This is a genomic window from Pseudomonas sp. MDT1-17 (assembly GCF_054898105.1).
Map to the genome: position 1 here is coordinate 4444178 of NZ_JBUBVM010000001.1, position 12661 is coordinate 4456838.

Annotated in this window: 9 protein-coding genes; 2 read left to right on the forward strand and 7 right to left on the reverse strand. The window is 60.1% G+C overall.

Going from position 1 to position 12661, the window contains the following annotated elements; genetic code table 11:
- The first annotated feature begins 196 nt into the window (after window positions 1-196).
- Window positions 197-700: a peptidylprolyl isomerase gene (locus tag ACYZTX_RS20595; protein WP_462035626.1), complete on the forward strand. Its 504-nt coding sequence runs from the start codon at window positions 197-199 to the stop codon at window positions 698-700.
- Window positions 697-1425, forward strand: a complete 729-nt coding sequence (lpxH, locus tag ACYZTX_RS20600; RefSeq protein ID WP_462035627.1) for a UDP-2,3-diacylglucosamine diphosphatase — start codon at window positions 697-699, stop codon at window positions 1423-1425. Before ACYZTX_RS20595 ends, lpxH begins: the two co-directional genes overlap by 4 nt.
- 94 nt (window positions 1426-1519) lie before the next feature.
- On the opposite strand, the gene ACYZTX_RS20605 is transcribed toward lpxH, so the two are convergent.
- The 7 genes from ACYZTX_RS20605 to ACYZTX_RS20635 all read right to left on the reverse strand — a co-directional run bounded on the left by ACYZTX_RS20605 (window position 1520) and on the right by ACYZTX_RS20635 (window position 12555).
- Complete coding sequence (locus ACYZTX_RS20605) at window positions 1520-3049, reverse strand: DHA2 family efflux MFS transporter permease subunit (RefSeq protein ID WP_462035628.1); 1530 nt, start codon at window positions 3047-3049, stop codon at window positions 1520-1522.
- 65 nt (window positions 3050-3114) lie between these two features.
- Window positions 3115-4320 carry an HlyD family secretion protein gene (locus ACYZTX_RS20610; protein WP_462035629.1) on the reverse strand — a complete coding sequence of 402 codons (1206 nt, stop codon included), beginning with the start codon at window positions 4318-4320 and terminating at the stop codon, window positions 3115-3117.
- Between the two features lie 15 nt (window positions 4321-4335).
- On the reverse strand, window positions 4336-5805 hold the full coding sequence (locus ACYZTX_RS20615; protein WP_462035630.1) for an efflux transporter outer membrane subunit: 1470 nt from the start codon (window positions 5803-5805) through the stop codon (window positions 4336-4338).
- Entirely contained in the window at window positions 5802-6275 is a 474-nt protein-coding gene (locus tag ACYZTX_RS20620) for a MarR family winged helix-turn-helix transcriptional regulator (protein WP_033057114.1), read from the reverse strand. Before ACYZTX_RS20620 ends, ACYZTX_RS20615 begins: the two co-directional genes overlap by 4 nt.
- Window positions 6276-6440: 165 nt before the next feature.
- Complete coding sequence (locus ACYZTX_RS20625; protein WP_462035631.1) at window positions 6441-10115, reverse strand: translocation/assembly module TamB domain-containing protein; 3675 nt, start codon at window positions 10113-10115, stop codon at window positions 6441-6443.
- The gene (locus ACYZTX_RS20630; protein WP_462035632.1) at window positions 10112-11839 is read right to left on the reverse strand and encodes an autotransporter assembly complex protein TamA; all 1728 of its coding nucleotides are present in this window, start codon (window positions 11837-11839) and stop codon (window positions 10112-10114) included. The genes ACYZTX_RS20625 and ACYZTX_RS20630 overlap by 4 nt, the downstream gene beginning before the upstream one ends.
- Before the next feature lie 65 nt (window positions 11840-11904).
- Window positions 11905-12555 carry a GNAT family N-acetyltransferase gene (locus ACYZTX_RS20635; RefSeq protein ID WP_449644651.1) on the reverse strand — a complete coding sequence of 217 codons (651 nt, stop codon included), beginning with the start codon at window positions 12553-12555 and terminating at the stop codon, window positions 11905-11907.
- Between the last annotated feature and the right edge of the window lie 106 nt (window positions 12556-12661).

Here is a 12661-nt window from a genome sequence, read left to right on the forward strand (position 1 = left end):
GGCTTATCATAGCCGATGCCGTCAAGTCGCAGACAGAGCAGGCTAAAAAACGGCTGCATTTAATCGGATGCAAATGAAAAACAGCCTCGAAATTCGCGCCCGGCACGCTAAACTGCGCATCTTGGCCAAAAATGGCCGGACCGGTTGAGGGCTGCAAAGCCCCGAAACCCACGAATTCATATAAAGAGTACCGATCATGACCCAAGTCAAACTGACCACCAACCATGGCGACATCGTCCTGGAACTCAACGCTGAAAAGGCACCGCTGACCGTTGCCAACTTCATCGAGTACGTCAAAGCCGGTCACTACGAAAACACGGTTTTCCACCGCGTCATCGGTAACTTCATGATCCAGGGCGGCGGTTTCGAGCCAGGCATGAAAGAAAAGAAAGACAAGCGCCCAAGCATCCAGAACGAAGCCGACAACGGCCTGCCGAACGAGAAGTACACCGTGGCCATGGCTCGCACCATGGAACCGCATTCGGCTTCCGCCCAGTTCTTCATCAACGTGGCTGACAACAGCTTCCTGAACCACAGCGCCAAGACCACTCAGGGCTGGGGCTACGCGGTATTCGCCAAAGTCGTTTCCGGCACCGACGTGGTCGACAAGATCAAAGGTGTTTCCACCACCATGAAATCCGGCCACCAGGACGTACCTGCAGAAGACGTGATCATCGAGAAAGCCGAGATCATTGAGTGATACTGCTGATTTCAGACTTACATCTGGAAGAGGAGCGCCCGGACATTACCCGGGCGTTTCTGGATTTGCTCGCCGGACGCGCCCGCTCGGCGAGTGCGTTTTACATTCTGGGCGACTTTTTCGAGGCGTGGATTGGCGACGATGCCATGACGCCCTTTCAGCGTTCCATCTGCCAGGCCCTGCGCGAACTCAGCGACAGCGGCACGGCCATTTTTCTGATGCACGGCAATCGCGACTTCATGCTCGGCCAGGCCTTCTGTAAACAGGCCGGCTGTACGTTATTGAAAGACCCGAGTGTCGTGCAGTTTTACGGTGAACCGGTGCTGTTGATGCACGGCGACAGCCTCTGCACCCGCGACGTCGGCTATATGAAGCTGCGTCGCTACCTGCGCAATCCCATTACCTTGTTCATCCTGCGGCACCTGCCCTTGCGGACTCGCCATAAACTGGCGCGCAAGCTGCGCAGTGAAAGCCGTGCGCAGACGCGGATGAAGGCCAATGACATTGTTGACGTCACGCCGGAAGAAGTGCCGCGGATCATGCAGGCCTCTGGCGTGAAGACCTTGATCCATGGGCATACCCATCGCCCGGCCATTCACAAATTGCAGATTGGCGAACAGGCGGCCAAGCGGATTGTGCTGGGGGATTGGGATCGTCAGGGGTGGGCGTTGCAGGTGGATGAGAATGGGTTTGCGCTGGCGCCGTTTGACTTTGCAGCTTCTTAAGATCAAAAGATCGCAGCCTTCGGCAGCTCCTACAGGTGTACACAAAACCCTGTAGCTGCCGAAGGCTGCGATCTTTTCAACAGACGCCGCTAAATCAATGGCCGCTGGCAGCAGGCCCCGCCTTCGCCGCAAACGGCGGTTTCGCCAGCCACACCAGCAGGATCAACCCCATAAACCCCCACCCCAGCAACGTGAAGTAATCCACGGTCGACAGCATGTACGCCTGACTGGTCAGCACATGATCCAGCTGCGCATACGCCGGGTTGCTCGGCCCGCCTAGCGCATTCAGTGCCTCGCGGGTCGCAGGTTCATAAGTGCTGATGCTTTCGCTCATATAGGCATGATGCTGATCCGCCCGGCGAATCCAGATCCACGTCGTCAGCGATGCCGCAAAACTACCGCCCAAGGTCCGCAGGAACGTTGCCAGGCCCGCACCGTCGGCGATCTGGCTCGGCGGCAGGTCCGACATCAAAATGCTCAAGGTAGGCATGAAGAACAGCGCCACACCAATGCCCATGAACAACTGCACCAGCGCGATGTGCTGGAAGTCCACTTCATTGGTAAATCCGGCGCGCATGAAGCAACTCAACCCGATCGCCAGAAACGCCAGCCCGGCCAGCAGTCGCAGGTCGAACTTGTGCGCATACTTGCCGACAAACGGCGACATCAGCACCGGCAGAATCCCGATCGGCGCCACCGCCAGCCCCGCCCAAGTCGCCGTGTAGCCCATCTGGGTTTGCAGCCATTGCGGCAGGATCAGATTGATCCCGAAGAACCCGGCGTAACCCAGCACCAACACAATGGTGCCAATGCGGAAGTTGCGATAAGCGAACAACCGCAGGTTGACCACCGGGTGTTTGTCGGTCATTTCCCAAATCACGAACACCGCGAGCGCAATCACTGAAATGGCCGCGCCAATGAGGATGAAGTTCGACTCGAACCAGTCCAGGTCGTTGCCCTTGTCGAGGATCACCTGCAAGGCACCGACGCCAATGATCAGCGTGATCAGACCGACGTAATCCATCGGCTGGTAACTGGTTTCCACCGGCCGCGCCTTGAGCTGCGAACGCACCACCATCACCGCAAAAATCCCGATCGGCACGTTGATGAAGAAAATCCACGGCCAGCTGTAACTGTCGGTGATCCAGCCGCCGAGGATGGGACCTGCAATCGGTGCGACCACCGTGACCATCGCCAGCAACGCCAGGGCCATGCCGCGCCTGGCCGGCGGATAGATGGCGATCAGCAGCGTCTGGGTCATTGGATAAAGGGGACCGGCCACCAGACCTTGCAGCACACGGAAGCCGATCAGTTCGGGCATCGACGTCGAGATACCGCAGAGAAACGAGGCCAGCACGAACAGGACTGTCGCCCAGAGAAACAGCTTCACCTCACCGAACCGCCGACTGAGCCAACCGGTCAGTGGCAGCGCGATGGCGTTACTCACCGCGAACGAGGTAATGACCCAGGTACCCTGCTCCGAACTTACGCCGAGGTTGCCGGAAATCGTCGGCAGCGCCACGTTGGCGATGGTGGTGTCGAGCACCTGCATGAAGGTCGCCAGCGACAGGCCGATGGTGCTGAGCACCAGGCTTGGCGGCGTGAAAGACGCGTTATTGCTCATCGCGAATCCTTTGAAACTGGACTGGCGCGGCGCCCTTTAACGAGCGCCGCTGAGGGATTGGCGAATCAGCGTTGAACGGTTTTGCTGACCGCAGCGCTGTTGTCGTGGATCAATTGAGCGATCATCGCGTCGGCCTCGACCAACTGACGGTCATAGACGTTGGTGCTGAACGAAGCCTTTTGCGGCGGCTGTTGCGCCAGCACCGGCCCGCTCTGGTCACGCAGGTTCACATCAACTTGAGTAGACAGGCCCACCCGCAACGGGTGCTTGGCCAGTTCTTCGGCGTTGATGTGAATCCGCACTGGCACACGCTGCACGATCTTGATCCAGTTACCGGTGGCGTTCTGCGCCGGCAGCAGGGCAAACGCGCTGCCGGTACCGGCGCCGAGGCTGTCGATGGTGCCGCTGAACTTCACGTCGCTGCCGTAAAGGTCGGCTTCGATGTCCACCGGTTGACCGATGCGCATGTCACGCAGTTGGGTTTCCTTGAAGTTGGCATCGATCCACAGCTGATCCAGCGGAATGACCGCCATCAGTGCAGTACCCGGCTGGACGCGCTGGCCCAGTTGTACGGAGCGCTTGGCCACGTAACCGGTGACCGGCGCGATCAAGGTGCTGCGGGAGTTGTTCAAGTAAGCCTGACGCAATTGCGCGGCGGCAGACATCACGTCCGGGTGCGACGACACAACGGTGTCATCGACCAGCGCACTGGTGGTTTTCAGTTGCTGTTTGGCGTTGGCCAGGGCGTTTTGTGCCGAGGTCAGGTCATCGCGAGCGTGGGACAGCTCTTCCTGGGAAATCGCCCCGCCAGCGGCGAGGTTTTTCCGGCGATTGAAGTTGTCCTGAGCTTTTTGCACTTCAGCCTGCTGGGCGTTGACTTGGGCTTTCATGCCGTCGACGTTGCTGTACAAGCCGCGAACCTGACGCACGGTGCGGGCCAGATTGGCTTGGGCACTTTGCAGACCGACTTCGGCGTCGTTCGGGTCGAAGTTGATCAGCACCTGACCTTCGTGAACCAGGTCGCCATCGTCGGCACCGATGCTGACCACGGTGCTGGTGACCAAAGGAGTGATTTCCACCACGTTGCCGTTCACATAGGCGTCGTCGGTGCTTTCGTTCCAGCGCCCGTAGAATTCGTGATAACCCCAGACGCCGACACCGCCGAGGATCACCACGATCGCCAACACTACCAGCATGATTTTGCGCTTGCGCGGGTTGCTGGTGTCTTGAGCGTTGTCAGGGGTTTGTGTTGTCGTTTCGGCAGTGGCCATGACAAGTACCTTGAATTAGTTGTGCTGCGTGGCTGAGGTTGCGTTGGCTGCGGTCAGGGTTTCGCCCTGGAAGCCGCCGCCCAGCGCCTGCATCAGTTGGATCGACAGGTCGATCTGCTCGGCATTCAGGTTGGCCAGTTGACGCTGGGCCTGGAGCAATTGCTGCTCGATGCTGAGCACGTCCAGGTAATTTCCGATGCCGGAACCGTAACGCTGGACCACGGTGTTGTAGGAATCCTGGGCAATGTCGGTGGCGTGCTGCTGAGCCCCGATCTGCCGGCCGATGTCGCGCAACTGGTTGATGGTGTCGCTGACATCGCCCAGCGCTTTCACCAGGCTTTTGTTGTATTGCGCCACGGCGAGGTCGTAGTCGGCGTCGCGGGAATCGAGGTCGGCGCGCAGGCGGCCGCCGTCGAAAATCGGCACCGAGATCGTCGGCGCAATATTGAAGAAGCGACTGGCCGAACCGAACATCGCGTCGCCCAGCAACGACTCGGCACCGGCCGCAGCGCTCAGGTTGAGGTTGGGGTAGAACTGGGTTTTTCCGGCGTCGATGTTTTTGCTCGCCGCCTCAACCCGCCAACGGGCGGCCACCAGGTCGGGACGACGACCCAGCAACTCGGCTGGCAGCACCGAAGGCAACGCGACGGCGCTGGCCTGAAGGATTTTCGGCCGGGCGATTTCATTGCCGCGATCCGGGCCTTTACCGAGCAATACGGCCAGCGCGATTTTCGCGCTTTGCAGGCGTTTCTCGGCGTCGATCAAGCTCGCTTCGGAGCTGGCTTCCAGGCTTTCGGTCTGCTGGAACTGGTACTGACTGTCGATTCCGGAACTCAGGCGACGCTGGCTCAGGTCGAGCATTTGTTTGGTGCGCTTGAGGTCTTCACTGGCCAGGTCATAGACGATGTGCGCCTGACCCAGATCGCTGTAGGCGCGAGCCACGTCGGCGGACAAGGTCAGCTGAGCGGCTTGTTGATCAACTTCGGCAGCACGGGCCTGACCCAGTGCGGCTTCCCAGGCATCACGCTGACCGCCCCAGAGATCGAAGTTGTAATTGAAACTGGCGCCGATGTTGCGCACGGTGGAATAAGTCCCACCCTGCCCGCTCGGGTCCTGATCGCGAGCCAGACGCGAACGGCTGACGCCAGCGCTGGCATCGAGGGTTGGCATCCGCGCAGCGTCGGCGGCGTAAGCGGCGGCGCTCGCTTGGTGGGCGCGGGCATCGGCAATTTGCATGTCGGGGCTGTCGTGCAGGGCTTCGCGGATCAAGCCGTCGAGCTGAGGGTCACCGAGGCTTTTCCACCAGTCACTTTTCGGCCAAGCCGCGGGCGAGAGGGTCACGCCATTGAGCGATTGCCCGGCCTTGAGGTTTTTCGCATCGAGGCTGACGCCTTCGGTGGTCAGGCCACTGTAACTGGCGCAACCGGCCAGGGTCATGGCCAACAGCACCAGGCTCAGTCCGGCACGCAGGGTTTTGCTGCTCATTTGTCACCTACCCGCAGCAGGGTGATCGAGTCACCGGCTGCCACCAAAATTTTCTTCAGGATCTGTTCCAGGGTTTTCAATTCTTCAGGGGTGATCGCGCCTGCCAGCTCATTCATGGCGTCGGCGCCGATCTCCGGCAGGCGGTCAGTCAACTGCTGGCCTTGCTCGGTCAATACCAACTGAACCTGACGGCGGTCCGCCTCGGAACGTTGGCGGGCGAGGAAACCTTTCTGTTCTAGACGATCGAGCATGCGGGTCATCGAACCGCTGTCCAGCGACAGGTGACGGCACAGCTCAGCCGGGGTATCAACGCCGAACTGGGCCATGATGATCAACACTTTGAACTGCGCGGCGGTGATGCCGTGGGGTTCCATGTGCGTGTCGATGATCCGGTCCTTGAGCAGCGCAGCACGCCCGAGCAGGAGGCCGAGATGGCAAGTATGGAATTCGTCTGGAGTGAAATGTTTCATCTGACCACCAATTAGCTGCCTAGGCAGAGAATGTATGACGAGATGTTACTGCCTAGGCAGCGAATGTCAACGCAATAGTTAGGTTGCTTGCTATTTAGTTGATAAATGGCGCGGGAAAGTTGCTTCGGATCGAAGGGCGCGACTCGAATTTGAAGGATGCGGGGTCTAGAAATCCCGCTTGTAGAAGATGTCCAGCGAACTGGCCACGCCGCCGGCGGCTTCGAGGTAGACCTTCTTGCTCAACTTGTAACGCAAGGCGATGGTGTTGGCTGGCTCAAACACGCCAACCCCATAACGCAGGCTGAGCTTCTCGGAAATATTGCCGCTGGCCACCACGCTGGTTGCGTTGCCGCTGCCTTGGGTGTCGAGCTGGAAGTCCTGAATGCCCAGGTTCTTGGCCAACCCGCTGGTCACGCCGGAACTCCCCATCAAGCCCAATCCAAGCGCCGCCTGCGCGAGCATGTTGTTGTCTTCACCGCTGGTGGCCAGCGGGCGCCCCAGCACCAGATAGGACAACGCCTGCTCCTGGCTCATGGCGGGCTCGGAAAAGATCTGTGTCGTCGGCTGCTCGGCGCTGCCGCTCAGGCGAATGCCGGCGATCACGTCGTCGGTCTGGCGAATCGCTTCGATGTCCAGATACGGCTGATCGATGGGACCTGCAAACAGCAGCCGCGCACGGCGCACCGTCAATCGCTGACCGTAGGCACGGTATCGCCCATCGTTGAGCCAGAGTTCGCCGCGGGTGTCCATGTTATCGCCGATGTGCACGTGACCTTGCAGGTTGGCAGTCAGGCCAAACCCGGCAAAGCTGAGCTTGTCCTGCCCGACTACCACATCGATGTCCATGGCCATGGCCATCGGCGGTTTGCCCGCTTCGGTCTGCTGGCCGACGATCACCGTGTCATCGGACACCTTGACCGTCGACGGCGGCAGCTCACGCACGGTGATCTCGCCTTTCGGCACCAGCACCTTGCCGGCAATCGCCAGTTTGTCGTCCTTCATCGAGATCTTCAGGTCCGGCGCCATTTCCAGTTTGGCGTACGGCTCGACAGCGACGGGCAATTGCGTGCCTTTGAGCGCCAGATCCACCACCAGCGCCTGACCCCAGGCGATGTTGCCGCTCAAGGTGCCCTGTCCTGTCTTGCCGCTCTTCCAGCCGCCGTTCAATTGCACGGTTTCGCCGGCAATCACGGCTTTAAGTTGCAGCGCTTCGATATCCATCGGCAGTTCAGCCCCGGAAATCTCGCCGTCGCTGAGCAGCAGATTGCCGTTGACCTGCGGCGCCAGCAGCGTACCTGCAAGCGTGCCGCTGCCATTCAAACGACCGGTCAGCTTCTCGACCATCGGCACAAACGGCCGCGCCACGGACAGGTCCAGACCACTCAAGCGGAACGAGCCGGTCAGTGGTTTGTCCTTCGGCAACGGATTGATCTGCGCCTGGAGCATGAGCTCACCGAGCTTGCCGCCGACAAAGTTGAGGTCCGTGTCGATGCGCTTGGGGGTGAGTTTGCTGTTGAGTTTCAGGGTCTGGTACGGGAAGTCCAGCCACTGGTCTTTCTCCTTTATGCGCAACGTGCCGCCGCTGGCATCGACGCTGATCTGGCCGTTCGGGCCGCTGGCCGGCAGGTCCAGTTGCAGGTCGGCGTTGAGCCGGCCCTTCCAGGCGAAATCTTTCGGCAACCATTGCGCGAGGCTGTCGATCGGGAACTGTTTGAGGTGATAACGCAGCTTCGGCTCAGGCATCAGGCGCTGATCCTCACCGCACAGGCTGGCCGGGCCGGACGTCCAGCAGTGGGCGCCTAAATTGACCTTGCCGTCCGCCAGCCGCGCAAGCTTCGCCGGACCTTGCAGCTTCCAGTCCTGACCGCCGGCCTGGATGTCACCGCTGGCCAGCCGCCCACGCCAATTGCCTTTATCCAGATTGCCATCGAGGCCGAGCGCAAGTTTCAGCTTTGGTCCTTGTAGGTCGAGGGCGAGTTTCTGGTTTTTGATATCGCCCTGGCCGCTGGCGGTCAGCGTGCCCAGTGACGTCTCACCGGCCTGAATGCCACTACCCTTGAGGTCGATTTTCGCGCGCTGCGCACTGTCGAGGGCGGCATCCAGATTCAAGCTTTGCAGGCGATTGTCTTCGAACACCAGTTGCGTGCCTTGCAACCCGAGCTTGCCTTGCGGCGCCTTGAGCGTGCCGGCGACATCGATGCGACCATTGAGCTGACCGCGCAGTTGCGGCCAAAGCTGGGCCAGGCGCGGCAGCTTGATATCGATCTGGCCGGCGAGCTTCTGTTGCAGACTGCCTTTGCCATTGATGCTGTTGTCGCCCAGACGAATCTGTAGCGCACTAAGGTTCCATTGCTCGCCGCCGCCATCGGCTTTGGCTTGCAGAACGGCCGGCTGGCCGCGCAGTTTGCCTTTGAGATCGAGGTCGGCGGTCAGGCTGAGTTTTTCATTCTTTATCTCGCCTTTGCTGCGCAACGGTCCGGCCAGCGTGCCCGGCAACTCCGCGACCCAGTACGCCGGGTTGATCGCCGACAGGTCCAGCGCGGTGTCCCAGGCAATGCCCTCGGCGAATTGCAGGTTCAGGTGCCCTTCGGCCTTGCCCTGCCCGGCTTCGAGCTGAATGTGTTGCAGGTAGATTTTCGTCAGGTCGCCGCTGAACGGGCTGGTCAGGCTGAACGCCCCGGCCGGGCCGTCGAGTGCGGCTTTGAAGCTCCCGAGGTATTTGCCGTCGGTGTAGGAGACTTCACCGTTGAAGCTGCGCAATGCCACTTCTGGCTCGTCGATCAGCGGATAGAGGCGATGCCACGGGAAATCCAGCCAGTCGATTTTCGCGTTGGCGCTCAGGCCTTTGCTCCAGTCGAGGTTTCCGGTGAGTTTGAGGCTTTGCTTGTCATTGGCCGTGAGGTCCAACCCGGCGATCTGAGCGCCGTTGGCATCGACCTTGCCTTGCAACAACAACGCGACCGGGCCGACTTCTGCGGGCAGCGTGGCTTTGCCGAGCAACTGGTAGCCGTTTTTCAGGTCGCCGTCGCCTTTGAGTTCAAGCTGATTGAGTTGCAGGGTGTCCGGCAGATCGGCACTGGGCTTGAAGTCGTCAGCGGTGATCCGCACCTTGGCCGGCAGGTTTTCCACCAGCGGTTGCAGTTCACCGGTCAGTTGACCGTTCAGGTAACCGCTGCTGTCGGCTTTCAGGTTCAGGGTTTTCAGCAGATCGCCGTCGACCTTCAGGGCCAGCGTCCAAGGCTCGGTGCCGGGCGCCGGCAAGGTCAGTTTGCCTTCGGCGGTCAGCGGCCAGTTGCCGCCGGGTTGTAGCAGGCCTGAAAGATTCAGGCTCAGATCATCCCTTTGCAAATGCACGGAGTCGATCTGCAAACCGTTGGCCGTCCAGTGCGCCGCCAGTTGCAAACCCTTGAGTTCTTCACTGCCGTTGAACAGCAGGCTGCCGACCTGGACATCGCCCAGCTCGATGGCCAAGGGTAATTTCAGATCCGGAAGACTGATCGGCCCGCTGCTTTCTGCTTCCGTACCGGGCGGGAATTGCAGGCTGACCTGATCGGCTTTCAATTGCTCGATGCACAGGGTCATACGCGTCAGGCACAACGGCGACCAGGCGAAAATCGCCTTGTTCAGTTCAACCCGGCTGCTGTCCTGCTGCCACAAGAGATGATCCGCACTCCACTGTCCGCCCAAACGGCCCTGGAAATTCTCGACGGTCAAACCTGGCACAAACCCTAGCGCCCAGCGACTGCCCGCTGCAGTTCCCAGTACCGTGGCCAGCGCCAGGATGACCAGCATCAGCAGCGCCAGAATCGCCAGCAGCGTTATTTTCAAACCACGATTCACAGCTCAGGCCCCATGGAAAAGTGCAGTCGAATGCCGCCGTCGTCGTCCATCGCATGGGCCAGGTCGAGGCGTATCGGCCCCACCGGCGAGACCCAGCGCACGCCGATACCGACACCGGTCTTGAGGTCCGGCAGTTCGAGGGTATTGAAGGAATTGCCCTGGTCGATGAAGGTCGCGACCCGCCATTTTTCGGCGACGGAATACTGATACTCGACGCTGCCGGCAACCATGTAGCGGCCACCGATGCGGTCGCCCTCGGAGTTTTCCGGGGACAGGCTCTGGTAGTCGTAGCCGCGCACGCTTTGATCGCCACCAGCGAAGAAACGCAACGACGGCGGCACCGATTTGTAGCCATTGGTGGCGCTGCCGCCGACCTGCACCCGCCCGAGGAAGCGGTGCTTGTCGAAGACCGTGGTCAGGCCTTTCACCAACGCGGTGCCGTAAAGCAGGTTGGTGTCGGAACCCAAGCCTTCCTTGGCCACCTTGGTCTCGAATTCCAAGCGGTAACCATTGTGCGGGTCGATGCGGTTGTCGCTTTTCAGGTAGGAATAGCTCACGCCGGGCATCAGCAAGGTGCTGAGCCCCGAGTCGTCGCCGAGCCTGTATTCTTCGCGCTGCCACTTGAGCGACACCACCCGCTGCCAACCGCTGGGCAGCTTGCTGTGCCACTCGGGACCGACGGTCAGCAGCTTGCTGAGGGAATCCTTGTCGGCGATTTCTTCGTTCTGATAGCCACCGGCGAACCGCAGTTTGTCGGTCAGCGGCGGGTCCAGGGGAATGTCATAGAACACACCGACGTTCTGTCGTGGTGCCGAGACTTCGGTCTCCCAGCCATAGCTGTGCCCCTGAGGATTGACCCAGTGCCGTGTCCAGTTGGCCTTGACCCGTGGGCCGACGTCGGTGGAATAGCCCAGCCCCAGGCCCATGGTCCGTGGTTTGCGGGTTTCGAGTTTGACGTCTACCGGGATCACATCGTTCTTCGACGCCGTCGGCGCCGCATCCACCCGCACACTTTCGAAATAGCCGCTCGATTGCATCGCCTGATTGAGTTCCGCGATCAGTTCGGAGTCATAAGGTGCGCCGGCCTTGAACGGCACCATGCGTTGCAGCAGGTCTTCGTCGAACGGCGTGTCACCCTCGAAACTGACCTTGCCCAGTGAATAGCGTGGGCCGCTGTTGTAGACCAGCTCAATATCGGCAACGCCGGCTCGCGGGTCGACCGATAATTTCTGGCTGCTGAAGTGCCCGCTGAAAAAGCCGTAGCGCGAAGCCTGGTTTTGAATCAGGCGTTTGGCGTCTTCGTATTGGCCATGGTTGAGCACTGCGCCGGTCTTCAGTGCATTGCTTTTGGGTACACGAAAGGATTTGAGGGAGGCGGCCGGGCCGTCGATGCGAACAGTGACGTTGCGCAAATGAACAGGCTCGCCGGGATCAATAGTCAGCACCAGGCGAGGCGTCTTGCCGCCCTTCACTTGCGAGTCGATCTGCGGCTGGTAATAACCCAAGGCCTGGGCGGCCTTGCGCGCCTGCTCTTCAGCGCCACGACTGAAGCGCAACAAGGCTTCTTCATCACGATCGCCGGGGCTGCCGATATAGCCCTCTATATTGGCTTTCAGTTCATCGTTGGACGGTTTGATCCGCACATCCAATTCACTTTGGGCCAGCGCCGTGCAGCTGGTGATCAGCATCAGTACGCCGCTGGTAATTCTTCCTGGAAACTTCATAGGCGCGGATGCTATCACGAGCTTGGGGGCGTGATAGAGCCTGGTGTGCCGTGAAAGTTCTACCTTTATGCCGTTGCTGTTTGTAACACCTGCGGGTTGGCGTGGAAAAACACGTGCTCGCGAACCGGTCCTACGGCGACCTCACCGATTTCCTCATAACCCTGACGCTTATAGAAGTCCAGATAACGAGGATTCCCGGTATCGAGAATCACGCCCTCGGAGTGCTCATCCACCGCGCACCAGTTGTGCACCGCTTGCAGCAATTGTTCGCCGAAGTGTTTGCCCTGGAATTGCGGATGAACCCCCAGCAACGGCAGCACGTGCACCGAGTCGGACGGCACGCAAGCCATCACGGCATCGTGATACTCGAGATAGCGACGGGTGCAGCGAAACCCGGTGCTGAGCACCATGCGCAGACGCCAGGCCCAACTTTCGGTGATGCCCAGGCGACGTTGCGGTGGCGCGATCAGCGCGATGCCGATCAACCGGTCGTTGACCAGCAGGCCGATGGCCGGCAAGTCCTGAAGAAAGTGTTGTTTGACCAGCTCGCGCACGGTGGCGCGGACCCGCTGTTCATAACCGGGACGTTCCGCTTCGAACAGGTAGCCGAATGTCGGCTCATGCCGGTAAGCCTGGTACAACAGCGAACGTGCTTCGCGGGAATAACCGTTGTCGAGCATGTGAATATCGGCGATGACGGTCGAGGTTTCGGGCATAACGGTAGATCTCCCCGGGTGCAGCTCAAAATGGCGGCGCTCTTATTGGTACGAGCCTTTGGGTGGTAATACAGTTCCCCACAGGTATAGACCAAGGCTGGATCTT

Excerpts from the sequence above, each read along its gene's own strand:
- ACYZTX_RS20635 (WP_449644651.1), bottom strand. The coding sequence starts at position 12,555 with ATGCCCGAAACCTCGACCGTCATCGCCGATATTCACATGCTCGACAAC.
- ACYZTX_RS20610 (WP_462035629.1), bottom strand. The coding sequence starts at position 4,320 with ATGGCCACTGCCGAAACGACAACACAAACCCCTGACAACGCTCAAGAC.
- ACYZTX_RS20615 (WP_462035630.1), bottom strand. The coding sequence starts at position 5,805 with ATGAGCAGCAAAACCCTGCGTGCCGGACTGAGCCTGGTGCTGTTGGCC.
- ACYZTX_RS20605 (WP_462035628.1), bottom strand. The coding sequence starts at position 3,049 with ATGAGCAATAACGCGTCTTTCACGCCGCCAAGCCTGGTGCTCAGCACC.
- ACYZTX_RS20630 (WP_462035632.1), bottom strand. The coding sequence starts at position 11,839 with ATGAAGTTTCCAGGAAGAATTACCAGCGGCGTACTGATGCTGATCACC.
- ACYZTX_RS20595 (WP_462035626.1), top strand. The coding sequence starts at position 197 with ATGACCCAAGTCAAACTGACCACCAACCATGGCGACATCGTCCTGGAA.
- ACYZTX_RS20620 (WP_033057114.1), bottom strand. The coding sequence starts at position 6,275 with ATGAAACATTTCACTCCAGACGAATTCCATACTTGCCATCTCGGCCTC.